General features: G+C 66.7%; 22 protein-coding genes, 1 pseudogene and 1 riboswitch. Of the genes and pseudogenes, 11 read left to right on the top strand and 12 right to left on the bottom strand.

Annotated features, from left to right (window positions below; genetic code table 11):
- Positions 1 to 21 precede the first annotated feature (21 nt).
- Positions 22 to 852, top strand: a complete 831-nt coding sequence (thiD, locus tag A9J21_RS00110; RefSeq protein WP_066730688.1) for a bifunctional hydroxymethylpyrimidine kinase/phosphomethylpyrimidine kinase — start codon at positions 22 to 24, stop codon at positions 850 to 852.
- Positions 853 to 870: 18 nt separating this feature from the next.
- On the top strand, positions 871 to 1,335 hold the full coding sequence (locus tag A9J21_RS00105) for a PGDYG domain-containing protein (RefSeq protein ID WP_066730686.1): 465 nt from the start codon (positions 871 to 873) through the stop codon (positions 1,333 to 1,335).
- Between the two features lie 11 nt (positions 1,336 to 1,346).
- Here A9J21_RS00105 and A9J21_RS00100 read toward each other — a convergent pair whose 3' ends face one another.
- From A9J21_RS00100 to thiC, 6 genes are all read right to left on the bottom strand, one after another.
- Positions 1,347 to 1,832, bottom strand: coding sequence for a PaaI family thioesterase (locus tag A9J21_RS00100; protein ID WP_197497435.1), 486 nt, complete (start codon positions 1,830 to 1,832; stop codon positions 1,347 to 1,349).
- Positions 1,833 to 2,112: 280 nt separating this feature from the next.
- Positions 2,113 to 3,243 (bottom strand): thiamine phosphate synthase, encoded by a 1,131-nt coding sequence (locus tag A9J21_RS00095; protein WP_066730681.1) that lies wholly within the window; start codon positions 3,241 to 3,243, stop codon positions 2,113 to 2,115.
- On the bottom strand, positions 3,240 to 4,088 hold the full coding sequence (locus A9J21_RS00090) for a thiazole synthase (RefSeq protein WP_066730679.1): 849 nt from the start codon (positions 4,086 to 4,088) through the stop codon (positions 3,240 to 3,242). Before A9J21_RS00090 ends, A9J21_RS00095 begins: the two co-directional genes overlap by 4 nt.
- An 8-nt stretch (positions 4,089 to 4,096) precedes the next feature.
- A complete protein-coding gene (gene thiS, locus A9J21_RS00085) occupies positions 4,097 to 4,294 on the bottom strand; it encodes a sulfur carrier protein ThiS (protein WP_066730677.1) in 198 nt (65 codons plus the stop codon).
- A gap of 12 nt (positions 4,295 to 4,306) precedes the next feature.
- The gene (locus A9J21_RS00080; RefSeq protein ID WP_197497434.1) at positions 4,307 to 5,515 is read right to left on the bottom strand and encodes an FAD-dependent oxidoreductase; all 1,209 of its coding nucleotides are present in this window, start codon (positions 5,513 to 5,515) and stop codon (positions 4,307 to 4,309) included.
- A 163-nt stretch (positions 5,516 to 5,678) separates the two neighbouring features.
- Positions 5,679 to 7,556, bottom strand: coding sequence for a phosphomethylpyrimidine synthase ThiC (gene thiC, locus A9J21_RS00075; RefSeq protein ID WP_066730671.1), 1,878 nt, complete (start codon positions 7,554 to 7,556; stop codon positions 5,679 to 5,681).
- Between the two features lie 125 nt (positions 7,557 to 7,681).
- Positions 7,682 to 7,784, bottom strand: a riboswitch (TPP riboswitch).
- 175 nt (positions 7,785 to 7,959) lie between these two features.
- Between thiC and A9J21_RS00070 the strand changes: the two genes are divergently transcribed.
- A complete protein-coding gene (locus A9J21_RS00070; RefSeq protein WP_066730669.1) occupies positions 7,960 to 9,663 on the top strand; it encodes an acyl-CoA dehydrogenase family protein in 1,704 nt (567 codons plus the stop codon).
- Positions 9,664 to 9,839: 176 nt separating this feature from the next.
- Positions 9,840 to 11,381: a methyl-accepting chemotaxis protein gene (locus A9J21_RS00065; protein ID WP_066730667.1), complete on the top strand. Its 1,542-nt coding sequence runs from the start codon at positions 9,840 to 9,842 to the stop codon at positions 11,379 to 11,381.
- Between the two features lie 44 nt (positions 11,382 to 11,425).
- On the opposite strand, the gene A9J21_RS00060 is transcribed toward A9J21_RS00065, so the two are convergent.
- Positions 11,426 to 13,108: a GMC family oxidoreductase gene (locus A9J21_RS00060; protein ID WP_066730665.1), complete on the bottom strand. Its 1,683-nt coding sequence runs from the start codon at positions 13,106 to 13,108 to the stop codon at positions 11,426 to 11,428.
- 234 nt (positions 13,109 to 13,342) lie between these two features.
- On the opposite strand from A9J21_RS00060, the gene A9J21_RS00055 reads away from it, so the two are divergent.
- Complete coding sequence (locus tag A9J21_RS00055) at positions 13,343 to 14,746, top strand: coniferyl aldehyde dehydrogenase (protein WP_066730663.1); 1,404 nt, start codon at positions 13,343 to 13,345, stop codon at positions 14,744 to 14,746.
- A gap of 34 nt (positions 14,747 to 14,780) precedes the next feature.
- Here A9J21_RS00055 and A9J21_RS00050 read toward each other — a convergent pair whose 3' ends face one another.
- Together A9J21_RS00050 and metK are read right to left on the bottom strand one after the other, a co-directional pair.
- A complete protein-coding gene (locus A9J21_RS00050) occupies positions 14,781 to 15,668 on the bottom strand; it encodes a Kdo hydroxylase family protein (protein ID WP_197497433.1) in 888 nt (295 codons plus the stop codon).
- Between the two features lie 137 nt (positions 15,669 to 15,805).
- Positions 15,806 to 16,969 carry a methionine adenosyltransferase gene (gene metK, locus A9J21_RS00045; RefSeq protein WP_066730659.1) on the bottom strand — a complete coding sequence of 388 codons (1,164 nt, stop codon included), beginning with the start codon at positions 16,967 to 16,969 and terminating at the stop codon, positions 15,806 to 15,808.
- A gap of 267 nt (positions 16,970 to 17,236) precedes the next feature.
- On the opposite strand from metK, the gene A9J21_RS00040 reads away from it, so the two are divergent.
- From A9J21_RS00040 to A9J21_RS00025, 4 genes are all read left to right on the top strand, one after another.
- Positions 17,237 to 18,130 carry a lysophospholipid acyltransferase family protein gene (locus A9J21_RS00040; protein WP_066730652.1) on the top strand — a complete coding sequence of 298 codons (894 nt, stop codon included), beginning with the start codon at positions 17,237 to 17,239 and terminating at the stop codon, positions 18,128 to 18,130.
- Positions 18,127 to 19,020, top strand: a complete 894-nt coding sequence (locus A9J21_RS00035) for a lipid A biosynthesis lauroyl acyltransferase (protein WP_066730650.1) — start codon at positions 18,127 to 18,129, stop codon at positions 19,018 to 19,020. The genes A9J21_RS00040 and A9J21_RS00035 overlap by 4 nt, the downstream gene beginning before the upstream one ends.
- A gap of 14 nt (positions 19,021 to 19,034) precedes the next feature.
- Entirely contained in the window at positions 19,035 to 19,901 is an 867-nt protein-coding gene (gene dapF / locus A9J21_RS00030) for a diaminopimelate epimerase (protein ID WP_066730647.1), read from the top strand.
- 77 nt (positions 19,902 to 19,978) lie between these two features.
- Positions 19,979 to 20,788 (top strand): polyphosphate kinase 2 family protein, encoded by an 810-nt coding sequence (locus A9J21_RS00025; protein ID WP_066730645.1) that lies wholly within the window; start codon positions 19,979 to 19,981, stop codon positions 20,786 to 20,788.
- A gap of 33 nt (positions 20,789 to 20,821) precedes the next feature.
- On the opposite strand, the gene A9J21_RS00020 is transcribed toward A9J21_RS00025, so the two are convergent.
- Both A9J21_RS00020 and pyrE read right to left on the bottom strand, forming a co-directional pair.
- Positions 20,822 to 22,150 (bottom strand): patatin-like phospholipase family protein, encoded by a 1,329-nt coding sequence (locus A9J21_RS00020; protein WP_066730782.1) that lies wholly within the window; start codon positions 22,148 to 22,150, stop codon positions 20,822 to 20,824.
- Between the two features lie 58 nt (positions 22,151 to 22,208).
- Positions 22,209 to 22,886, bottom strand: a complete 678-nt coding sequence (gene pyrE, locus A9J21_RS00015; RefSeq protein ID WP_066730642.1) for an orotate phosphoribosyltransferase — start codon at positions 22,884 to 22,886, stop codon at positions 22,209 to 22,211.
- 30 nt (positions 22,887 to 22,916) lie between these two features.
- On the opposite strand from pyrE, the gene A9J21_RS00010 reads away from it, so the two are divergent.
- Complete coding sequence (locus tag A9J21_RS00010) at positions 22,917 to 23,693, top strand: exodeoxyribonuclease III (protein WP_066730640.1); 777 nt, start codon at positions 22,917 to 22,919, stop codon at positions 23,691 to 23,693.
- A 45-nt stretch (positions 23,694 to 23,738) separates the two neighbouring features.
- On the opposite strand, the pseudogene A9J21_RS32635 reads toward A9J21_RS00010, so the two are convergent.
- Positions 23,739 to 23,834, bottom strand: a pseudogene (locus tag A9J21_RS32635) (antitoxin); the annotation flags it as partial.
- Between the two features lie 112 nt (positions 23,835 to 23,946).
- Here A9J21_RS32635 and argC point away from each other — a divergent pair.
- Positions 23,947 to 24,894, top strand: coding sequence for an N-acetyl-gamma-glutamyl-phosphate reductase (gene argC / locus A9J21_RS00005; RefSeq protein ID WP_066730639.1), 948 nt, complete (start codon positions 23,947 to 23,949; stop codon positions 24,892 to 24,894).
- Positions 24,895 to 25,040 lie beyond the last annotated feature (146 nt).

The following is a 25,040-nucleotide window of genomic DNA, read 5'->3' as shown; positions in this document are numbered from 1 at the left end:
CGTCCCGTTCCTGCCTTGCACATGCTCCCCACGCCACCTCGCACCCTGACCATCGCCGGTTCCGACTCCGGCGGCGGCGCCGGCATCCAGGCGGACCTGAAGACATTTGCCGCGCTCGGCTGCTTCGGCATGAGCGCGATCACCGCCATCACGGCCCAGAACACGCTGGGCGTCACCGGCGTGCACGCCATTCCGGCCGACATGGTGGCCGCGCAGATCGACGCCGTCGCCAGCGACATCGGCGTGGATGCCGCCAAGACCGGCATGCTCGGCACGGCGGCCATCGTCGAGGCCGTGGCCGGCGCGGTGGACCGGCACGGCATCCGCAAGCTGGTGGTCGACCCGGTCATGATCTCCACCTCTGGCGCCACGCTGTCCGACGACGCCACCAGCCAGGCCATGGTGAAGCTGCTGTTTCCGCGCGCCATGCTGGTCACCCCGAACCTGCCGGAAGCCTCGTACCTGCTCGGGCGCCGCATCGCGCGCCGGGCCGAGATGGAGTCCGCCGCGGCCGACCTGCTTGCCATGGGCTGCCAGGCCGTGCTGCTCAAGGGCGGCCACCTGGAAGACGACGGCCCCGGCGCCACCGGCCTGGACGACCTGCTGATGCTGGCCGATGGCACCACGCGCGTCTACACGCATCCGCGCATCGATACCCCCAACCTGCATGGCACCGGCTGCACGCTGGCGGCGGCCATCGCGTCGCAACTGGCGCGCGGCGACGCCCTGCCCGATGCCGTGGGCACCGCGCTGGACTACGTGGCCCGGGCCATCGCGGCGGGGGCGCAACTGCGCCTGGGGGCCGGCAATGGCCCGCTCAACCACAGCTTTGCCCCGCGCCAGCTGGGCTGACCCGGAATCGGATTCGACATGGAAACCCTGCAAGACATCGACCTGCGCGACGATCCCGCCGCGCGCTGGTACGTGAAGGACGAAACCGTGCAGGTGGCGTTTGCCGCCGAGCCTGGCGAACTGATCAGCCGCGAAGGGCCGAACCGCTACCTGCGTGCCGATGCCATCGTGACCGGCGCCACCGGCGACCGCTGGGTGGTGTCGCGCGAGCGTTTCGATGCGCGATACGTGGCCGTGGGGCCGGGCACGCACGGCGAAGCCGGCCCGTATCGCAACAAGCCGGTGCCGGTACTGGTCAAGGAGATGCCGGCCTCGTTTGCGATCGAACGCTCGGCCGGTGGCGATGTGCTGACCGGCAAGCCCGGCGACTGGCTGATGCAATACGCGCCCGGCGACCATGGCATCACCGAGCGCGCAAGGTTCGAGGCAGTCTATCGTCCGACCCAAGGCCCGGCGGACCCTGCGGACGATCCGGCAGCTTGATTCCCGCCGGCCTAGTTCCCGCCGGCCAGCTGCACCAGCTTGAACGACGCGCGGGCCACGCAGCAGACGGTGCCCGACGCGTCGCGGGCCTCGCCTTCGCAGAAGGCAATCTTGGCGCCCCGGCGCAGGACGCGCGACTCGAACGTCAGCTCGCCGCGCGCGGCGGCCAGGAAATGCGTGGACATGTCGATCGTGATCACGCCCACATCCAGCGGGGCATGCGAGCGCGCCGCACCGCTCAGGGTGAAGTCGAGCACGGCCATCAGGGTGCCGCCATGCACGTCACCACGGCTGTTCACCACATTCGGGCTGGCCGGCAGGCGCGTACGGCATAGCCCCTCCTCCATATGCACCGGCTGCAGGCCCAGCAGGCGCATCAGCGGAATCTCGATACCGAAATAGGGCTTGTCGGGGGTGCCCGGGGCGGCGGGGATGATCTCGTTCACTGCTGTTTCCTCTCTGCGGGTTCCGTTCCGTAGTGCGGAACCTCTATCCATTGGTGACTGGATGGAGAGGATATGCGGATTGGCGGGATACGGCCAGCCAGGGTGGCCGGTCAGCGCCCAAACTGTGAGCGTTTGAGACGCCCGGCCCTCTCCCCCGGCCCCTCTCCCGCATGGCGGGAGAGGGGAGCAAACCAGCCCTGGGTGTTCTCCTCTCTCCCGATGGAGGGAGAGAAAAGCAAACCAGCAGCCTTGGCGGTGCCCTGGGTGTTCTCCCCTCTCCCGCTGGCGGGAGAGGGGCGGGGGAGAGGGCGGGCCGTGCAACCGGAGACGGTCAGGCAAACAGCGCGTTGAGGCCCGCCACCGCCGCTGGCACGTCGCCAGCCTCGGTAATGGCCCGCACCACGGCTGCGCTGCCCACGCCGACATCGAGCACTTCGCGCATATTGCCGGCGTTTACACCGCCGATGCCTACCAGCGACGGAATCACCGGCTTCATCAGCGTCACATACGACTGGAAGCGGCCCATGCCCTGCGGCTGGGTCGGCATGATCTTGGTCGTGGTCGGGAAAATCGCGCCCAGCGCCAGGTAACTCGGCCGGATCGCCGCCACGCGCAGCATTTCAGCGTAGCCGTGCGTGGACACGCCCAGGCGCAGGCCCGATGCGCGGATGGCGTCGAGGTCGGCTTCGTCCAGGTCTTCCTGACCCAGGTGGATGCCATAGATACCGCTATCGCCGCCACAAGCCGCGTGATGGTCGACCGCCACGCGCCAGTGGTCGTTGATGAACAGGCGCGACTTCGAGCCCTTGGCCGCATTGGCCGCCCGCACCACTTCGGCCTTCACCTCGGCGGCATCGTCGGACTTGAAGCGCAGCTGCACGGTTGGCACCTGCAGTGGCACCAGTTGCTCGATCCAGTCGGCGCTGGGCATGACCGCATACAGCCCCAGATCGGGCGGGCACGGCGCGAAGGCCGGCGCCGGATGATCAGGCGAGACCAGCGCGGCATGGCGCACGCGCGGAAAGCGCGCGAAATCGCCGGGCCAGCCGGTGCTGCCCGGCACCCAGGCGCGGGCGATGCACAGCGCGTCGTGCGCGGGGAAATGCAGCGACAGGGCCGCCGCCAGCACCGCCACGAAGCCGGGCGAGTGCGCGGATTCGTCGTCGGCCTGCGAATCGAGCACCCAGGTGCCCATCGGCGAGCGCACGGTGTCGACCCAGCGGCCGCCTTCGCGCTCCGACACGATCAGCACGGCATTGGCTGCCGCCACGCGATCGATGACGTCGGCGGCGGCCTCGCCATCCGACAGCACCACGTCGTGCCGGCCCAGCGTGGCCGGGGCGTTCGCCAGCGGCCATACCTGCCACGGCGTCTCGTCGCGGCCAAACATCGCGGCAAAGCGCCGCATCAGGTCTTCGAACAGTGCGGCGTCGATGGCCGCGGCAACTCCCTGGCGCGTCATGCGCGATCCTCCGCGCCTTCGGCGTGCCAGAACGGCATGCCCACCACCGGCGTGCTGGCCTGCGCCACTTCGCGCTCAGGCATCGGGCCGGCCAGGTACGCGGTACGGCCGGCGTCCACGGCCAGCGCAAACGCGCGCGCCATGTTCACCGGATACGCGGCCTGGGCCACGGCGGTGTTCAGCAGCACGCCGTCGTAGCCCCATTCCAGCACCTGCGCCGCATGCGACGGCAGGCCCAGTCCGGCATCGACGATCAGCGGCGTGTCGGGCAGGCGGTCGCGCAGCGTGCGCATGGCGTGCGGATTTACCGCGCCACGGCCGGTGCCGATCGGTGCCGCCCAGGGCATCAGCGCCTGGCAGCCCACGTCAAGCAGGCGGCGGCACAGCACCAGATCCTCGGTGCAGTACGGCAGCACCTTGAAGCCTTCCTTGATCAGCGTCTCCGCCACGGCGGGCAGGTTCAGCGTATCGGGCTGCAGCGTGTAGTCGTCGCCGATCAGTTCCAGCTTGATCCAGTCGGTCTCGAAGACCTCGCGCGCCATCATCGCCGTGGTGATGACTTCCTGCGCGGTGAAGCAGCCGGCGGTATTGGGCAGCACCGGCACGCCCAGCGTGCGCAGCATCTGCCAGAAGGTGTCGCCGCCCAGCGTCTGGCCGTCGCCCTGGCCCACGGCGGTCTGGCGGCGCAGCGCCACGGTGATCATGGCCGGGCGCGAGGCCTCCACGGCCGCCTGCAGCGTGGCCGGCGACGGATAGCGCGCGGTGCCCAGCAACAGGCGCGAATCGAAGGATTCGCCGTACAGCACGAACGGGTCGCGCAGGGTTTCAGCAGGTTCGAATGTCATGGCAGTGCTTAGCCTCCCGTTACGGGTTGCACGAGGTCAATCTGGTCGCCCGCATTGAGCGATGTAGCCGCATGCGCGGCGCGCGGGACGAACTGGCCGTTCACCGCGGCCGCGAACGGCGGCACGATGGCCGCGGCGGTCACGGCATCCGCCAGCGTGGCGGCGTCCGACAGCTCCAGCGGTTGGCCATTGAGCAGGATTTGCATGATGAATATCGGTTAGTGCAGCGTGCCGCCGGCATCGGCCAGCACGTTCGGCGCGATCTGGGCAGACTCGCTCACGGGCGCGATCATGCCGGGCCAGCGCAGCGCGGCCGGCACGGCATGGGCGGCGGGGTCGCCGTCGAGCATCGCGCGGACGACGTGGCAGGCGGCCTCGGTCACCGCCGGTGCGATCAGCCAGCCATGGCGGTACAGGCCGTTCACGCGCACCACGCGCGACTGCTGGTCCACGCGGATCGCGGGCAGGTGGTCGGGGCGCGTCGGGCGGCGCTGAACGTTCAGTTCCAGCACGCGCGCCTCGCCAAAGGCGGGATGCAGCGAGTGCGCCGCCGAGAGCAGCTCCAGCGCGGAGCGCACGCTCATCGGCGATTCATCCTCGCTTTCGATTTCGGTGGCGCCGATCACGTAGAGGTCGTTCGGCTTCGGCGCGATATAGATGGGGTAGCGCGGATGCAGCAGGCGCACCGGCCGGTGCAGCTTCACGTCAGGCGCATGCACGCGCACCACTTCGCCGCGCAGGCCGCGCAGGCCCGGCAGCGCCTGGCCTTGCGGGCCGGCGGCGTCGGTCCATGCCGCACGGGCGCCAAGGCCGCGGCAATCGAGCACGACACCGGCCTGGATACCCAGCGCGGGCAGCGCTTCGGCGTCGATCTCGCCCGCTTCCCACACGCAGTGCAGCCCTTCCTCGATGGAGCACGACAGCAGCGCGCGCATCGCGCCACGGTTGTCGAGCTGGCCTTCGCCCTGCAGCAGCAGGCCTTGCGGGAAACGCCCGGCCAGCGCGGGCTCGATCTGGCCCACGCCGTTGCCGTCCAGCGCGCGCAGACGCGCCTGCACCAGGTCGGGCGGCGCCACGGCGCGCATGCGTCCGGTGAACAGCGACACCTCGCTGCGGTCCCGCGCATGCCACACCACCAGCGTGCCATCTTCCTGGAAGAACACGGGCTCGGGCAGTTCCTGGATCCAGGTGCGCCACAGGTCGACACTGGCGATGCCAAGGTCGACGATCCGCCGTTCGGCAATGGCCGATTCGGCCAGCGGCGCCAGCATGGCCGCGGCCACGTGCGCGGCCGAGCCGCTGCCGTCGGGGCCGCCACGCTCCACCAGCGCCACGCGGGCGCCTGCGCGCACCAGCTGCCAGGCGGACAAACGCCCGGCCAGGCCGGCGCCAAGAATGGCGACATCGAAGGACTGTACTGCTGTCATGGGCTTGTATGCCGGCGGCATTGGCCAAGTGAGTGGCGCCGACCGGCCTCCTGTTCGGTGAATACCGCCGCGCCGCGTGGGGGCGCCGCGCGCGGGACTCTGGGTGCTACGGGTACTGCCGGGCGGCGCCGCGTGGGCGGCCGCCCGTCCTGCAAGACAACGCTTACGAGTAGATCTTCGAGCCCGACTTCACGAACTCGATCGATTTCTCTTCCATCCCCTTCTGGGCCGCCGGCAGCGATGCCGCGTAGTCGCGCACTTCCTGCGTGATCTTCATCGAGCAGAACTTCGGCCCGCACATCGAGCAGAAGTGGGCGATCTTGGCGCCTTCGGCCGGCAGCGTGGCATCGTGGAACGAACGCGCGCGCTCCGGATCGAGGCCCAGGTTGAACTGGTCTTCCCAGCGGAACTCGAAACGTGCCTTGGACAGCGCATTATCGCGCAACTGCGCGCCGGGCCAGCCCTTGGCCAGGTCGGCGGCATGGGCGGCGATCTTGTACGTGATGATGCCTTCGCGCACGTCTTCCTTGTCCGGCAGGCCCAGGTGCTCCTTCGGCGTGACGTAGCACAGCATGGCCGTGCCCATCCAGCCGATATTGGCGGCACCGATGCCGCTGGTGATGTGGTCGTAGCCCGGCGCGATGTCGGTGACCAGCGGTCCCAGCGTGTAGAACGGGGCTTCGTAGCAGTGCTTCAGTTCCTCGTCCATGTTGGCCTGGATGCGCTGCAGCGGCACGTGGCCCGGGCCTTCGATCATCACCTGCACGTCGTGCTCCCACGCCTTGGCGGTCAGCTCGCCCAGCGTGCGCAGTTCGCCGAACTGGGCGTCGTCGTTCGAATCGGCGATGCAACCCGGACGCAGGCCATCACCAAGGCTGAACGACACGTCGTACGCCTTCATGATTTCGCAGATCTCGTCGAAGTGCGTGTACAGGAAGTTTTCCTTGTGGTGCGCCAGGCACCACTTGGCCATGATCGAGCCGCCGCGCGACACGATGCCGGTCACGCGGTCTGCCGTCATCGGCACGTAGCGCAGCAGCACGCCGGCGTGGATCGTGAAATAGTCCACGCCCTGTTCGGCCTGCTCGATCAGCGTGTCGCGGAACATTTCCCAGGTCAGGTCCTCGGCGATGCCGCCGGTCTTGTCCAGCGCCTGGTAGATCGGCACCGTGCCGATGGGTACCGGCGAGTTGCGCAGGATCCATTCACGGGTTTCGTGGATGTGCTTGCCGGTGGACAGGTCCATGATGGTGTCGGCGCCCCAGCGGATCGACCAGACCATCTTTTCCACTTCCTCGGCCAGCGACGACGTCACCGCCGAATTGCCCAGGTTGCCGTTGATCTTCACGCGGAAGTTGCGGCCGATGGCCATCGGCTCCAGTTCCGTGTGGTTGATGTTGGCGGGAATGATCGCGCGGCCGGCGGCCACTTCGCGACGCACGAATTCCGGCGTCATGTCTTCCGGACGCAGCGGCAGCGCGGCGCCCAGCGCGTTGCCCGGGTGCTGGCGCAGCAGCGCCTTGTACTCGGGCTTGTCGTACAGCGCCTGCAGGTTCAGCGATTCGCGCAGCGCCACGTATTCCATCTCGGGCGTGATGATGCCCTTGCGTGCGTAGTGCATCTGCGACACATTGGCACCGGCCCTGGCGCGGCGCGGGTTGGTCAGCTGGGCAAAACGCAGGTGTGCCGTGGCGGGGTCGTTGGCGCGTGCCAGGCCGTACTCGGACGACAGGCCCGACAGCACTTCGGTGTCGTTGCGCTCTTCGATCCACTTGGCGCGCACGGGCGGCAGGCCGGCCTTCAGGTCGATATGCACGTCGGGGTCGCTGTACGGGCCCGAGGTGTCGTAGACCGGGATTGGCGGATTCGCCATCTCGCCCTTCTCGGTGCGCGTGGCGGTCTGCAGGATCGTGCGCAGCGGCACGCGGATATCGGGGCGGCTGCCGGTCAGGTAGGTCTTGCTGGAAGCCGGATAGGCGAATTTCTGGTCGAGATCGCTTTCCAGCGACTCAAACGATGCGGCGGGGGCAGTACGGGCCATGGGTGTCGTCCTCTCTCTTGCGGGGATGGACGAAACCAGGAGCCCTGTGAGCCGGCCTGCCCGGCATGGCCGGCGGCGGCGTCCCGTTGCGGAAAAAAGCGGTTCTCCCGCGGGACAAGAGGCAAATCGGTTTTTGTGAAACTTCCCACGCCGGTACTAGCCGGATCGGGTTCGAAGGGACTCTCTCAGCGCGCCCGGCCCATCCGGACGGCACCCCTGTTTCATCCAACGGGGTGAATTTAAGCACAAGCCCAAGCCCCGCGCCACCCGAAATTCGGTTCGAGGTGTCGTGCCTCACGGTATCGGAATCATGGTGCCTTGCAGCATTTCGAACGGGGAAGTTGCCGTACCATGGCCGCAGCCTGCCGAAGTGCCGAGACGCATTGCCGCTCCAGGAGATGCCATGACCGCCACCCCCGCCGCCGACGTTGATCACGCGCAAATTGCGCAAGCCGCACAAACCCACAGCGTGTTCAACCAGGTGCCCGACCTTGCCCACTACAACCTGTTCGACACCGACCCCGGCCTGCGTTCCGCGCTGGACCGGCTGGGTGGCACCTGGCACGCCGAGGCGCTATCAGGCTACGGGGCCCGGCTTGGCGACCCCGAGGTACAGGCGTGGGCCGCCGATGCAAACCGCCTGACGCCGGAACTGCACACGCACACCCGCACCGGCGAACGGATCGACCAGGTGCAGTTCCACCCCGCCTGGCACCACCTGCTGGCCCTGCTGCGCAGCCAGCAGTTGCAGGCCCTGCCCTTTGCGCAACCGCGCCCCGGCGCCTGGGTGGCGCGCACGGCCGGCTATTTCCTGCAGGCCCAGGTGGAGTCCGGTTCGCTGTGCCCCACCACCATGACGTTCGCCAGCATCCCGGTGCTGAGCAAGGAACCGGCGCTCTATCGCGACCTGCAGGCGCGGCTGTTCTCGACCGAGCACGATCCGCGCGACCTGCCGTGGCGCGACAAGACCGCCGTGATGATCGGCATGGGCATGACAGAGAAACAGGGCGGCTCCGACGTCCGCGCCAACACCACCGTGGCCGTGCCGGTGCGCGGCGAAGGCCGTGGCGCCGAGTACGCGCTGGCCGGCCACAAGTGGTTTTTCTCGGCGCCGATGTGCGATGCCCACCTGGTGGTGGCGCGCATGGGCGCGGCCGATGGTCCCCTGTCGTGCTTTTTCGTGCCACGCTTCCGCGACGACGGCAGCAAGAATCCGATCCTGATCCAGCGGCTCAAGGACAAGCTGGGCAACAAGTCCAATTCCAGCAGCGAGGTGGAGTTCCGGGGCGCCACCGGCATCCTGATCGGCGAGGAAGGCCGCGGCATTCCCACCATCATCGAGATGGCCACCAATACCCGGCTCGACTGCGTGATCGGCAGCGCCGCGCTGCTACGCGCGGCGCTGGTGCAGGCGCTGCATCACGCGCGACACCGCATGGCATTCGGCCGGCTGCTGGCCGACCAGCCGCTGATGCGCAATGTGCTGGCGGATCTGGCCCTGGAGTCCGAGGCAGCCACGCAGATGATGATGGCGCTGGCGCACGCATTCGAGCAGTCCGACCACGACCCCCAGGCCGCCGCCTGGAAGCGCGTGATGACCCCGGCCGCCAAGTTCTGGATCTGCAAGCGTGCGCTGGAAGCCACTGGCGAGGCGATGGAGGTGTGGGGCGGCAACGGCTATGTCGAAGAAGGCCCGATGGCGCGGCTGTATCGCGAGGCGCCCGTCAATTCGATCTGGGAGGGCTCGGGCAACATCATGTGCCTGGACGTGCTGCGCGCGCTGCAACGCAACCCCGACGATGGCGCGCGCATCCTCCAGGACCTGGCGCGGCTCTCGAACGGCCACGCTGCCGTGCGCGCGGAGCTTGCGTCACTTCAGGCGATGCTGCATGGCCCGGCCGATACGCTCGAAGCCAGTGCGCGCCGCTTTGCGCAGGGCCTGGTGCTGACCGCGCAAGCCGCGCTGATGATTGCCCACGCGCATCCGGAATCGGCCGAACAGTTCGTGGCGAGCCGCCTGGGCCGCCAGCATGGCCGTGTGTTCGGCACGCTGGATGCCGACATCGGCACCCTGGGCCGCATCACCGGGCGCGCTTGGCCCTGCTGATACTTATAGTGTGCGGACATCGCACATTGCGTGTGGCGATGCACATGCCCCGCCTTCAGGGGATATGGCAGGTGCCGTAAACGTTGTGGCGACGGGCTCCGGCCCGCCTGCGAAAACCTCCCAAGTCGTCACAACGGACGGTCCACGCCAAGTAACGTGGCCGCCAAGCCACCCCCATGAATATCAGCAAACGTCTGCTTCTTACGCTGTCCCTCGCATTACTCGCGCTACTTTTCGTTGGCCTAGGCGGTATATGGCAACTGTCCAAGGCCGAGGACCGCTTCGAGTACTTCAACGACAACACGCTCGCCAGCGTGCGTGACCTGAACACGGCCAGCAATGCGTTCGCCATGACGCGCGTGGCCCTGTACCGCCACGCGCTGGCCGAGGACAAGGCCGCCCAGGCCGAAGCCGATGCGGCGCTGGAAAAGTCGCTCAAGCGTTTCGATGACCTGATGGCGAAGTACGAGCGCGAGGACATCTCCGACGACTCGGATCGCAAGCTGCTCGAAGCCGATCGCGCGGCGGCCCAGCAGTTTCGTGGCCTGATTCCGGCATTCCTGGAGCGTTCGCGCGCCGATGACCGGGCCGCCACGCTGCAAATGCTGTCGTCGGGCGACCTGAACAAGGTCTCCAGCATCGTGCGCAAGTCCCTGGACGAGCACCTGGACTACAACACGAAGCTTGGCGAGCAGGCCGTGGCCTTCAACAAGGCGCAGTACCACACGTCCGTGCGCGTATTCATCATCGTCATCCTGGTAGCCATCGGGCTGACCGGCTTCCTGGCTTTCGGCCTGTACCAGCGCATCCGCACCAGCCTGGACGAGATCCAGGGCACGCTGGAGCACGTCAGCAAGACGCTCGACCTCGATCACCGCGCGCCGGTTGATCGTCTCGACGAGATCGGCCTGACCGCCCGGTCGTTCAACGCGCTGATCGAGCGCGTGGCAGGCACGCTGCGCGAAGTGCGCCGCTCCACTGACTCGGTGAGCGTGGCCGCGGCGCAGATCGCTGCCGGCAACGTCGACCTGTCGTCGCGCACCGAAGAGCAGGCCGCATCGCTGGAAGAAACGGCGTCGAGCATGGAGCAGCTCACGGCCACCGTGCGCCAGAACGCCGAGAACGCCCGCCAGGCATCGTCGCTGGCGTCGAACGCCGCGCTGGTGGCCGATGAAGGCAACCAGTCGGTGCAGCAGATGGTGGGCACGATGGGTGCCATCAGCAGCAGCTCCGAGCGTATCGCCGAGATCACCAACCTGATCGAGGGTATCGCGTTCCAGACCAACATCCTGGCGCTGAACGCCGCCGTGGAAGCGGCGCGTGCCGGCGAGCAGGGCCGCGGCTTTGCGGTGGTGGCGGGCGAGGTGCGCAGCCTGGCGCAACGTTCGTCGAGCGCGGCCAAGGAAATCAAGGAACTGATCGAGGCATCGGTCGACACGGTGCGCACCGGCTCCGGCCAGGCCGAGGAAGTGGGCAAGACGATGACCGATATCCGCCAGGCCGTAAAGCGCGTGTCGGACATCATCGCCGAAATCTCGGCGGCGTCGCAGGAGCAGAGCGCCGGCATCGAGCAGGTGGGTCACGCCGTGGGCCAGATGGACCAGGTCACGCAGCAGAACGCCGCGCTGGTGGAAGAAGCCGCCGCCGCTGCCCAGTCGCTGGACGAACAGGCCGGCCGCCTGCGCGACATGGTGGGCCAGTTCCAGATGCGCGGCTGACGGTTTGCTCCCCTCTCCCGCTTCCGGGAGAGGGGAAACACATCTCAGTCCGCCACCGCCGCCTCGCGGATCCGCAGCGTCACATGCGGCGCGTAGCGGATCAGGTCGTGGGCGCGCTCCCCGATCATGATCGCCGGGGCATTGGTATTGCCGCCAACCAGCGTCGGCATGATCGATGCATCCACCACCCGCAGCCGCTCCACGCCACGCACCCGCAGTTGCGGGTCCACCACGGCCAGCGCATCCATGCCCATGCGGCACGTGCCCACCGGGTGATAGATCGTGTCCGCATGCCGGCGAATCAGCGCGCGCGCCGCGTCATCGTCGCTGCCGTCGAGCCGCAAGGCCTCCGAGTACAGTTCGCGCCCGCCAAAGACCGCCAGCGGCGCCTGCATGAAGATCCGCCGCACGATGCGCAGGCCTTCCAGCATCGATGCCATGTCTTGCGGATCGGACAGGTAGCGCGGGTCGATGCGCGGCGCTTCCCGCATGTCTGCCGATGCCAGCCTGACCTCGCCACGGCTGCGCGGGCGCAGCACGCAGACATGGCAGGAATAGCCGTGCCCAAGATTGATGCGCCGCATATGGTTGTCGGCCATCCCCACCACGAAGTGCAGTTGCAGGTCCGGTTCGGCCAGGTCCGGACGGCTGCGCACGAACGCGCCCGCCTCGGCAAAATTCGACGTCATCATGCCGGTGCGCTCGCGCCGGTAGCGCAGGTACTCGGCCACGATGCGCCTTGCCCCGCCCAGCGACATGCCGAACAGGTCGGACGCCGCCACGCGCTTGTGGAGGATGATGTCGAGATGATCCTGGAGGTTGCCGCCGACGCCGGGCAGGTCATGCACCACGTCGATACCGTGTTCGCGCAGATGGGCGGCCGGGCCAATGCCCGACGCCATCAGCAACTGGGGCGATCCGAACGCCCCGGCCGACACGATCACTTCACGGCGCGCCCGCAGCATGACCTCCTGACCATCGCGCCAGGCCAGCACGCCCACGGCGCGTCGTTTTTCGAACACGATGCGCAACACCTGCGTGCCGGTCATCACATGCAGATGGCTACGGCCGCCATTGCAGTTGCGGTCCCGGGCATTGCCGCCGTGCAGATAGGCGCGCGCGGCGTTCCAGCGCTCGCCATTGTGCTGCGTGACCTGATACCAGCCCACGCCCTCCTGCTCCTCGCCGTTGAAATCGTCGTTGCGCACGATGCCCGCATGCTGCGCGGCATCGATGAAATGCTGGCCGAACGGGTTCGGCGAACGCAGGTCGCTGACATGCAGCGGGCCGGTGCCGCCGTGCAGCGGATCGTCGTCATGGCCGGCCACGCGTTCATTGCATTCGGCGCGGCGGAAGTACGGCAGCACATCGTCCCACGACCAGCCGTCACAGCCGGCAACGGCCCAGCCGTCGTAGTCGGCAGGCCGTCCGCGCATATAGATCATGGCGTTGATCGACGACGACCCGCCCAGGCCGCGCCCGCGTGGCTGATATCCGCGCCTGCCGTCCAGTCCAGGCTGGGGTGCGGTCAGGTAGCCGTAGTTGCGCGCGCCGGCACGCGGCAGCATGGCCGCGCAGCCGGCAGGTGTGCGTATCAGCACATGATGGTCGTGGGCGCCGGTTTCCAGCAGCGCAATGGTGTCGTTGCCGCTGTCGGCCAGCCGCCCCGCCAGCGCACAGCCTGCCGAGCCCGCGCCCACGACGAGATAGTCAAAGGTGGTTTCCATCTGTCTCCTCGCGTGTCCGGTGCCGGTCCATTCCCCGGCGGACGCCCCGCCGCGAAAGTCCAGTGTAGGCGCTGCCGCCGGGGTGGTGAAGCGGGGCAGGCCCCGAAACCGCCGGCCAGCGCGCGCCGCCGCACGCCCCGCGTTTGGGAGGTGTCCTCCATTGCGATAACCGGCGCTCTGCCTTATGGTGCGCGATGGCCCACGGGAAACAGATCCCGCCAAAGGAGACCGCCGATGAGAGAAGTGCCCGCCATGTCCACGGTGTTCAACGCCATGCATGCCGCGTCGCGGCACGACCAATTCCCGACCTGGGCGATCCGGGCCGACCGCCTGCGGCGTCTCAAGGCACTGGTGCGCGACAACCACGACGCCATCGCAGCAGCCATCAGCGCCGATTTCACGAACCGGCCGCGCCAGGAGACGGCGCTGCTGGAGGTGTTCCCAAGCATTTCGGGCATCGATGACGCACTGCGGCATGGCAAGCGCTGGATGCGCGTGCGGCGGGTGAAGACCGGGCTCTGGTTCAAGCCGGGCAAATCGCGCCTGGTGCCGCAGCCGCTGGGCGTGATCGGCATCGTGGTGCCCTGGAACTATCCGCTCTACCTGACCATCGGGCCACTGGCTGGCGCCCTGGCGGCCGGCAACCGGGCCATGGTCAAGCTGTCCGAATACACACCCCGCTTTTCCGAACTGTTCGCGCGGCTGGTACAGGCCACGTTCGCGCCGGACGAAATAGCGGTTGTCAACGGCGACGCCGAGGTGGCCGCCGCCTTCAGCACACTGCCGTTCGACCACCTGCTGTTCACCGGCTCCACCAACGTCGGTCATCATGTGATGAAGGCCGCCGCCACGAACCTGACGCCGGTGACGCTGGAACTGGGCGGCAAGTCGCCGGCCATCATCGGCCCGGGCGCCGATTTCGAACGCGCGGTGGAGCGCATCCTGGTGGGCAAGCTGCTCAATGCGGGCCAGACCTGCATTGCGCCGGACTATGTGCTGGTGCCGGCCGACCTGCGCGACCGCCTGGTGGACACCGCGCGGCGCGTGGTGAGCCGGCTGTATCCCGATATCGCGCGCAACCCCGACTACACCAGCATCATCAGCCCGCGTCATTTCGACCGCCTGGTATCGCTGATCGACGCCGCGCAGGCCGCTGGCGCACGCGTGGTGCCGCTGACCGATGCCGGGCCCAATGCCGCCGCACGCCAGTTGCCGCCCGTACTGCTGACCGACGTACCGGACGATGTGCGCGCGATGCAGGAGGAGATTTTCGGGCCGGTGCTGCCCGTGGTGGCCTACCGCAGCCTCGACGACGCGATCGGCTTTGTCAATGCCCGGCCGCGGCCGCTGGCACTCTATGTGTTCGACAAGGGGGGCGACGTGGTGGACCGCGTGATGCGCCAGACCGTGGCCGGTGGCGTGACCGTCAACGACACGCTGTTCCACATCGCCCAGGACGATTTGCCATTCGGCGGCGTGGGCCCCAGCGGGATGGGCAGCTATCACGGCGAGGCCGGCTTCGAGACGTTCTCGAAGCTCAAGCCCGTGTTCTACCAGGCCGGCCTGAACGGCGCCGGGCTGCTCAAGCCGCCCTATGGCAAGCGCTTCGAGTCGATGCTGAAGATGTTGCTGCGGTGACCTTGGCGCCGCCGGTCCAGGCGGCCCGGTTGCTTCAGGCGGCCAGCATCGGCTTGCCCAGCATGCGCGACAACACGGCTTCGGGCGAATGGGTGCGGTCGCCAATTGCGGCGGGGTCCAGGTAGATCGTCTGCTCCATCATTGCCTTGCCGCGCATGGCGGCGTGCAGCAGCTGGTCGCTGAACACGATCCAGGTGGCGCCCGGCGGGAACTGGAATTCCTGCTGCGGCACGGTCTTCTGATAGTCCAGGTCGGCCTTGGCCAGGTCGTGCAATTGCAGCATGCGGTGATCGTATTCGCTGCGCTCGCGCTTGGTGATGTGCAGCGTCTTCATCAGCCAGGCCTGTCCCGGCCACATGCCGTGCGTCTTCGGCACGAATCGCGTAGCAAAATCGCCAAACGGCTCGCCCACGCGCCATACGCGCGGCGCTTCGGGGTCGATGTTGTGGAACACGCGCAGCAGGCGCTTGCCCAGCATCGGGTTCGACGGGAACGAATCCACATGCAGGCGCGTATCGTCCTTGCGCCAGCTCACCGGGCGGCCCGCGATCTCGCTCGGACGCAGCGACGTCCCGGCACGCGTCATGTGGCCCACATACTCGGGGAACAGCGTACGGATCAGCAGCTCGCTTGACGTGGCATAGCGATGGATCAGGTTGTAGAGATCGGTCAGGTCCTGCCCGGTGCCGGCCGCGCCGCGCACGGCCTTGTCATTGGCGCGCAGGTTGATGTTCTTCGACTTGCCATCGGAATAGCGCGGGTCCAGGAAGCGTTCCTCGCCCGGCTGGAAGCGGAAGGCCAGGTCCGGAAAGTACAGCACGGCGCCCTGCTCCAGTTCGCGGCGCAGCGTGGCGCGCGTCTCGGGCGATACCTCGGGCGACCAGTCGGTGTAGGGCTGGGTGCGGATCAGGTCCAGGGACATGGCAATTCCGATAAATTCAGGTTGACCGGATTCTACCCCCATGCGGATGCCCGGCCCGGTGACGCCGGCGCAACAAAAAACCCCGCGGGTCCGTGGGGACCGGCGGGGTCATGCAGTCTTGCAGGCGCGTGGCGCGCTTACAGGCCGGCGGCGGCGCGCAGCGCGGCGGCCTTGTCGGTGGCTTCCCACGAGAATTCCGGCTCCTCGCGGCCAAAGTGGCCGTAGGCGGCGGTCTTTTCGTAGATCGGGCGCAGCAGGTCCAGCATCGCCACGATACCCTTCGGACGCAGGTCGAAGTGTTCCTGCACCAGCTGGGCGATCTTCTCGTCGGAGATCTTGCCGGTGCCTTCCGTGTACACGGTCACGTTGATCGGGCGGGCCACGCCGATGGCGTAGCTGACCTGCACCTGGCACTGACGCGCCAGGCCGGCGGCCACCACGTTCTTGGCCACGTAGCGGGCAGCGTAGGCAGCCGAGCGGTCAACCTTCGACGGGTCCTTGCCCGAGAAGGCGCCACCACCGTGCGGCGAAGCACCGCCGTAGGTGTCGACGATGATCTTGCGGCCGGTCAGGCCGCAGTCGCCCTGCGGGCCACCGATCACGAAACGGCCGGTCGGGTTCACCAGGTACTTGGTTTCCTTCAGCATGTCGGCCGGCAGCACGGGCTTGATGATCTCCTCGATCACGGCCTCGCGGATCTGCGCCTGCGAAATGTCCGGCGAATGCTGGGTCGACAGCACCACGGTGTCCACGCTGTGCGGACGGCCGTCCACGTAGCGCACCGTCACCTGCGACTTCGCATCGGGACGCAGCCAGGGCAGGCGGCCATCACGGCGCAGTTGCGACTGGCGCTCGACCAGGCGGTGCGAGTAGTAGATCGGGAACGGCATCAGTTCCGGCGTCTCGTCGCAGGCGTAGCCGAACATCAGGCCCTGGTCGCCAGCGCCCTGGTTCAGGTAGTCGTCCGATGCGCGGTCCACGCCCTGGGCGATGTCCGGCGACTGCTTGTCGTACGCCACCAGCACGGCACAACCCTTGTAGTCGATGCCGTAGTCGGTGTTGTCGTAGCCGATGCGCTTGATGGTGTCGCGTGCGACCTGGATGTAGTCGACGTTGGCGGTCGTGGTGATTTCACCTGCCAGCACCACTAGACCGGTGTTGCAAAGCGTTTCGGCCGCCACGCGGGCGTACTTGTCCTGGGCAAGGATGGCGTCCAGGACGGCGTCCGAAATCTGGTCAGCGACTTTGTCGGGATGGCCTTCGGAAACAGATTCCGAAGTAAAAAGGAAATCGTTCGACACGATCTAGTTTCTCCAGGTTGGCTATTGCGCGCCACCCTCGGAAACGGTGCGGCGACGCTTTAGCGGTATTTAGGCCACTCCCGTAAGAGCAGCATCGCCCCGCAAGTTGTCAGTTAACTCGGCGATGGCAGGTATTATACCGCCCTGCTGCTTCCGTTGCAGGCCGCTAATCCGTCAAATAACGGCAGGAAACGGGCGTTTCTCAGAAATCCCTGACTGCTTCTGCGGTTTTTTCCGCTTTTCCGGCTTCGTCTTGCCCGCACCGACATGACCTTTCTGTTCTGGCTCATCTCCCGCCTGCCGCTGCGCGTGCTGCACGCCATCGGCGGTGCATTGGGGCTACTGGTGGCGCGTCTGCCTGGCCGCTACGGACAGCGCCTGGTGGCGAATTTTCGCCATGCCTTCCCGCACGCCACCGATGCCATGATCGCGGAGTCGGCACGCCACACGGGCCGGCTGATCATGGAGATGCCGTACTTCTGGAGCCGCAAGGCCATCACCGTGCGCACGGACAATTTCGATGCCATGTGGGCGGAAGCGATCCGGCTCGGCGCGGCCGGCAACGGCCTGATCGTGCTGACGCCGCACCTGGGTTGTTTCGAGGTACTGCCCCGGCACTTTGCGCAAATGGGCCGTGTGACGTGCCTGTTCAAGCCGCCGCACCAGCCGTGGCTGCGCGCCTTTGTCGAGAAAATGCGCAGCCGGCCCAATATGCCGATGGCACCGGCCACGCCGCGCGGCGTGCGCATGCTGGTCAAGGCGCTCAAGCGCGGCGAGAACATCGGCATCCTGCCGGATCAGGTCCCGAGCGGCGGAGAAGGCACCTGGGCGCCGTTCTACGGCAAGCCGGCCTATTCGATGACACTGGTGCATCGGCTGCAGCAAATGACGGGAGCCCCCGTGGCAATGGTCTATGCCGAACGCCTGCCGCGCGGCGCCGGGTACCGCGGGCATATGCGCATCCTGTGCGACGGCGGCATGCTGCCCGAAGACCCGGCTGCAGCGTCCGCCGTCATCAATGCAACGATCGAAGAGTTGATCGTGATCGACCCGACGCAATATTTGTGGGGATATAACCGCTACAAGCATCCGGCCGGGGCCGTGCTGCCGCCTGAAATGGACCACGCCACACCGGCGGTCACCAACAACGAGAATCAATGAGTCGCATCTTTACCTGGCTCGGCATCGGCCTGCTGACGGTGCTGGGCAAACTCCCGTACGCCTTTGTGGCCCGCTTTGGCGAGGCACTGGGCAGCGTCCTGTACCTGGTGCCGAATCCGCGCCGCGAGGTGGTTCGCGCCAACCTGCGCCTGTGTTTTCCGGAGCGGAGCGACGCCGAGATCGAGGCCATGGCGCGTGAAACCTACCGCAAGGTGTTCCGCAGCTTTGCCGAAGGCGGCATCTTCTGGACCTGCGGCGAAGCCAAGATGCGCCGCCTGGTGCAGATCAAGGACCACGGCAACCTGCCGGCCCTCGACGGCACGCCTCACATCCTGGTGACGCTGCACCTGTCCGGCCTGGAAGCGGGCGCCATCCGCCTGACCATGCACCTGCGCGACAACGTTGGCCGCTCCGGCGCATCGCTGTACACGGTGCAGAAGAACCGGCTGTTCGACGACTTCCTGAAGGTGGCGCGCGGCCGCTTCGGCGCCAACATGATCTCGCGCAACGACAGCGTGCGTAACATCCTGCGGGTACTGAAGAAGGGCGAGGCGCTGCAACTGATTTCCGACATGGACTTCGGCGAGCGCGACTCGGAATTCGTGCCATTTTTCGGCGTGCAGGCGCTGACGCTGACGTCGGTCTCGCGCCTGGCGCGGCTGGCCGGCGCCCGGGTGGTACCGATCTATACCGAGCAGCTCCCCGACTACCAGGGCTACGTGCTGCACCTGCTGCCACCCTGGGACGACTACCCCGGCGAAAGTGTCACGGACGACACCCGGCGCATGAATGCGTTCTTCGAAGAGGCGATCCGTCCGCGCATCGCCGATTATTACTGGGTACACAAGCGCTTCAAGCACCGGCCGCCCGGCGAACCGGACATCTACTGATTACAATCGGCACCATGAAACTCCAGTTCACCAAGATGCACGGCGCCGGCAACGATTTCATCGTGCTGGACGGCATCCACCAGAAGCTCGACCTGACCGACGCGCAGTGGCGCGCGCTGGCAAGCCGCCATTTCGGCATCGGTGCCGACCAGATCCTGATCGTCGAGAAATCCGCACGCGATGACGTGGACTTCCGCTACCGTATTTTCAACGCCGACGGCGGCGAGGTGGAGCATTGCGGCAACGGCGCCCGCTGCTTCGTGCGCTTTGTCACCGACAAGGGCATGACCGACAAGCGGTCCGTGCGCGTGGAAGTCATGAACGGCGTGATCACGCTGACGCTGCAGGACGACGGCCAGGTCACCGTGGACATGGGCGCGCCCGAGCTGACGCCGGCGCGTGTGCCGTTTGTAGCCGACGGGCTGCCGACGCGCACCGAGGGCGGCGACACGCTGTACGGCCTTGAAGTCAACGGCCGCACCGAATGGATTTCCGCCGTGTCGATGGGCAACCCGCACGCGGTGCAGGTGGTGGATGACGTCGAGCAGTTCCCCGTGCTGCAGGACGGCCCCGTGATCGAGCATCACAAGTCGTTCCCGAACCGCGTCAATGCCGGCTTCATGGCCATCGTCGATCGCCACACGATCAACCTGCGCGTGTTCGAACGTGGCGCGGGCGAAACGCTGGCCTGCGGCACCGGCGCCTGCGCCGCCGTGGTTGCCGGCATCCGCCGTGGCCTGCTCGATTCGCCGGTCAGGGTGCATACGCATGGCGGTGACCTCAGCATCGCCTGGCAGGGCGTGGGCCAGCCGGTGCAGATGACCGGTCCGGCCACGACCGTGTTCGAAGGGTCTATTGACCTGGCGACGCTCCCTGCCTGACCATTAGGGCTCGCCCCCGCACCTGGCGGGGACCGTGTGGAACGCGGGGCAACACCGGCCCCGCCAGCGGAGAGCCCATGAGCCTGGACGATTTCGGTATCACCTCGGGCAAGCAGTTCAAGCTTGCCAACTTCGACGCCGGCAGCAAACCGCTGTCCACGGGCAACAAGGCGTCCGACACCGCCCATCTTGCCGAGTTGAGCACCCAGCTCGACGCCGTGCAGGACATCTTCTACGCCGAACACAAGCACAAGCTGCTGATCGTGCTGCAGGGCATGGACACCAGCGGCAAGGACGGCACCGTGCGTTCCGTGTTCCGCAGCTTCGATCCGTTAGGCGTTCGCGTGGCCAACTTCAAGGCGCCCACGCCCGAGGAACTGGCGCGCGACTACCTGTGGCGCGTGCATGCCCAGGTGCCGCGCAAGGGCGAGATCGTGATCTTCAACCGCAGCCACTACGAAGACGTGCTGATCACGCGCGTGCATGGCTGGATCGACGACGCCGAATGCAAGCGCCGCTACCGGCAGATCCGCGAGTTCGAGCAGATGCTGGTGGAAACCGGCACCACCATCGTCAAGTGCTTCCTGCATATATCGAAAGGCGAGCAGAAGCAGCGGCTGGAGGAACGGATTGCCGATCCGCAGAAGCACTGGAAGTTCGACATGCAGGACCTGGCCGAACGCAAGTTCTGGAAGGAATACCAGAACGCCTACGAGGACGCCATTACGGCCACCGCCACGCCCGAGGCCCCGTGGTACATCGTGCCGGCCGATTCGAAGAGCCATCGCAACCTGATGGTGGCGGAAATCCTGCGGGTCACCTTCGACAAGCTGCGCCCCGACTACCCGCCCCCGAAGCCCGAACTGGCGAAGGTGGTGGTCGAATAAGGGTGGAGGCCCGCGTCAGGCCGGGCCGCGCCCTCAGTCGCCGTTGCCGCGATGCACGTCATGCGTGACAAACGGCCGTTCGGGGCCGGGCATCGCCAGCCAGTGCGGATGCTTGAGCGTGTCGCGGATATCCTCAAGCCCGCTGGACCAGTGCTCGTGCATCGTCAAAACGCCAAACTGGTAGTCCTTGGCGCTGCCTTCGAAGCTCTTGTCGCGATAGATCAGCTGGATCACATTGCGGCGGGCGTCGCAGGCGTGGTCGGCGGCGCGCTTGTACCACGGGTCGTCGCGCCTTGACGGCGGCACCAGCGCCATCAGCTCGCTCAGCATGCGGCGATAGTTCTGCTGTTCGCGCATGACGTCCGTGATGGCTCGCGTGCGGCTGGAGAACTGGATGTCCTTCTGGCGCTCGGCCACGTCCAGCAGGTTGTGCGGCAGCTTGCCGCGTGCACTCCACAGGTCCACCTGGAAGATCAGCGCGTCGCGCCGCGGCTGGGCGGACAGCACTTCCTGCAGCGGCGTGTTCGATACCAGGCCGCCATCCCAGTAGTACTCGCCATCGATCTCGATGGCCGGAAAGCCCGGCGGCAGCGCGCCCGAGGCCATGAAATGCTCGGCGCGCAGCGTCATGCGGGTATTGTCGAAGTACGCGAAATTGCCGGTGCGAACATTGACGGCGCCCACCGACACGCGCATTTCCTTGGGCCGGTTGATCCGGTCGAAATCCACAAAACGCTCCAGCGTGGCCTTCAGCGGCGCGGTGTCGTAGTAGCTGGCGCTGCCCGGATCGTCGAAACGCGACCACAGGTCGGCGATGTTGCGCGGCGAGAAGAAGCCACGCTGGCCTTCCAGCAGCGCGCGCGTGGCGTTGATACCGTCGAACCAGATCCGCATGGGCTCCGGCCACATCGGCGCGGCTTCGGTGAGCAGGTCCAGCGGCAGGCCGGGCAGCCACGGCTGGGCGCAGATGTATTCCCAGAACGCCCGCAGCTGCGCAACACGCGTTTCGGGCGGATTGCCGGCGATGACCGCCGCGTTCAGCGCTCCAATCGAGATCCCGGCAATCCAGTTCGGATGGATGCCGCCTTCGGCCAGCCCCTGGTACACGCCGGCCTGGTAGGAACCGAGCGCCCCGCCGCCCTGCAGCACCAGCGCGCGGATTGCGTAGGCTTCGTGGGCCGGGCCTTCGTGCGGCGGCGCGTCGGGCGCGCAATGTTCCAGCGGCGGTGCCTTGCGCTGGCCTGCAGGCCGTCTGGCCTTGGCTGGTGTGGCGGCGTCGGCTGCCGAATCCTGGGGCGGCGCACCCTGCTCGCCAATCTCGCGCTTGATCGCATCCTGGTTCTGCCGCCGCTTTTCCGCCACGCCCATGCTCCCCTGAAAATGAAAACGGCCCCATGCGGGGCCGTGTGCAACACAACTGTCAGACGCCGTACTTCTGACGATAGGCAGCGACAGCGTCGCGAGAGTTCCCGAGCGCCGGGTCCTGCGAGGCATCCAGGTACGCCAGCAGGTCTTTCAGCGACGCGATGGCGATCACCGGCACGCCGTATTCGCGCTGCACATCCTGCACGGCCGAATGCGTGCCGATATTGTCGGCGGTGCCGCTCTTTTCCATGCGGTCCAGCGCGATCAGAACGGCCGCCGGCTCGGCGCCCGCAGCGCGGATCATCTGCATCGATTCACGCACCGAGGTACCGGCCGAGATCACGTCGTCGACGATCACCACCTTGCCCTGCAGCTTGGCGCCTACCAGCGTGCCGCCTTCGCCGTGGTCCTTGGCTTCCTTGCGGTTGTAGGCAAACCCGACATCGCGGCCCATGCCGGCCAGCGCGACGGCCGTGGCCGAAGCCAGCGTGATGCCCTTGTAGGCCGGCCCGAACAGTACGTCGAACTGCAGTCCCGAGTTGATCAGGGTCTTCGCGTAGAATTGCGCCACCTGGCCCAGCATCGCACCCTGGTTGAACAGGCCTGCGTTGAAGAAATACGGCGACTTGCGGCCAGCCTTGGTCACGAACTCGCCAAAAGACAGCACGCCTGCATCCAGTGCAAAGCGGATAAAGGTCTGGCTCAGGTCGGCCGGCGTCGTCTGCTGCGTCATCTTTTCTCTCTGAATTCAAAATTTCCCGAGATGTTACGGATTATCAGCGCCAACCTCAACGGCATCCGTTCGGCCCACAAGAAGGGCTTCTTCGAGTGGATGGGCAAGCAGAACGCCGACATGGTCTGCGTTCAGGAACTCAAGGCGCAGGAAGCCGACATGACCGAGGCGTTCCTGGCGCCACATGGTTATCACGGCTTTTTCCACTATGCCGAGAAGAAGGGCTACAGCGGCGTGGGCCTGTACACCCGTCACCAGCCAGAGCGCGTGGTCACGGGGTTCGGCTGTGCCGAATTCGACGCCGAAGGCCGCTATGTGGAAGTGCAGTATCCGCACCTCGCGGTGATTTCGGTGTATGTGCCGTCCGGATCAAGCGGCGAAGAGCGCCAGGCCGCCAAGTTCCGCTTCATGGAAGCCTTCCTGCCCCACCTGTTGCAGTTGAAAGCCACCGGACGGGAAATCGTGCTGTGCGGTGACGTCAACATCGCGCACAAGGAAATCGACATCAAGAACTGGAAGGGCAACCTCAAGAACTCCGGTTTCCTGCCCGAGGAACGCGCGTGGATTGGCGCCCTGTTCGACACGCACGGCTATGTCGACGTGTTCCGCCAGCTCGATCCGCGTCCCGAGCAGTACACCTGGTGGAGCAACCGCGGCCAGGCTTACGCCAAGAACGTCGGGTGGCGTATCGATTACCACCTGGGCACCGCGAAGATCGCCGCCACGGCCAAGGCCTGCGCGATCTACAAGGATGAAAAATTCAGCGACCACGCCCCGCTGTCGATCGACTACGACTTTCCGCTGTGATTTCCGGGCCCCGGCGCAGCGCCGGGGTGGCCGCCAAATCCGGTTTCAGATCGTACGGATCTCTTCAAGCAGGTTCGGATGGCGGCGGCGCCGCTTCGGCAGCTTGACGAGGGCCAGCGGTGGCCTGGTGCGGCCGGATTGCCCCGGCCTCCTTTTGGCGTAAACCCTGCGTCCGGCATCCAATCTCGCTACAATGCAGGTTCTCCGCCCCCAAGGACAGGAGACTCTTCGCATTTTTAAAAGTGAGTCCGCCATGGTTTTCAAAGTGTTCGTCGATGGTCAGGAAGGCACCACCGGTCTCCGGTTGCTTGACTATCTCTCGGGTCGCTCCGATGTGGAGCTGTTGCGCATTGCCGATGACAAGCGCAAGGACCCGCAGGAGCGAGCACGCTTCCTGAATGCCTCGGACGTCTCTTTCCTGTGCCTGCCCGATGTGGCCTCGCGCGAAGCGGTGTCGCTGGTGACAAACCCGAACACCTGCGTGATCGACGCCAGCACGGCGTTCCGCACCACCGACAGCTGGGCCTATGGCCTGCCCGAACTGACCCGTGGCCAGCGCGAGAAGATTCGCGCCAGCAACCGCATCGCCGTGCCGGGCTGCCACGCCAGCGCCTTCCTGATGGCCGTGCGTCCGCTGGTGGAAGCTGGCCTGATGCCGGCCAACTACCCGGTGACGGCGTTCTCGCTGACCGGCTACAGCGGTGGCGGCAAGTCGATGATTGCCGAGTTCGAAGCCGGTGGTAACCCCAAGCTGAACAGCCCGCGCCCGTACGCGCTGGCCCTGGCGCACAAGCACCTGCCGGAAATGCGCGTGCAGGCCGGCCTGGCGCAGGCGCCGATCTTCAACCCGATCGTCGGCAACTTCCTGAAGGGCCTGTCGGTGACGGTACCGGTGTATCCGTCGCTGCTGCGCGGACAGGCCGATGCCGAGGCCATCCTCGACATCTACCGCAAGCACTACGAGGGCGAGCAGTTCGTCCGCGTGCATCCGTACAACAGCGACGACAACCTGGACCACGGCTTCTTCGACGTCCAGGCCAGCAACGACACCAACCGCGTGGACCTGTTCGTGTTCGGCAACGAAGAGCGCCTGAACCTGGTGGCCCGTCTGGACAACCTGGGCAAGGGTGCGGCCGGCGCGGCGGTGCAGTGCATGAACGTGCGCATCGGCGCGGACGAAGCCACGGGCCTGAAGGCCTGAGCGCTGACCGCTTGATGACCGGGGCATCCCGCCCCGGACGTAAAAAACCGGCTCCGAGGAGCTAATGCCGTTCAGTTAAGAACTGAACGGCATTTTTAATTGGAGCGTCAGAGGAGGTTGTAAACGCTGCGCCGAGGTGTTAACTT

It is taken from the genome of Cupriavidus sp. D384 (assembly GCF_001652915.1).
Taxonomy (GTDB): Bacteria; Pseudomonadota; Gammaproteobacteria; order Burkholderiales; family Burkholderiaceae; genus Cupriavidus.
This window is presented reverse-complemented; position numbering and strand designations above follow the sequence as displayed.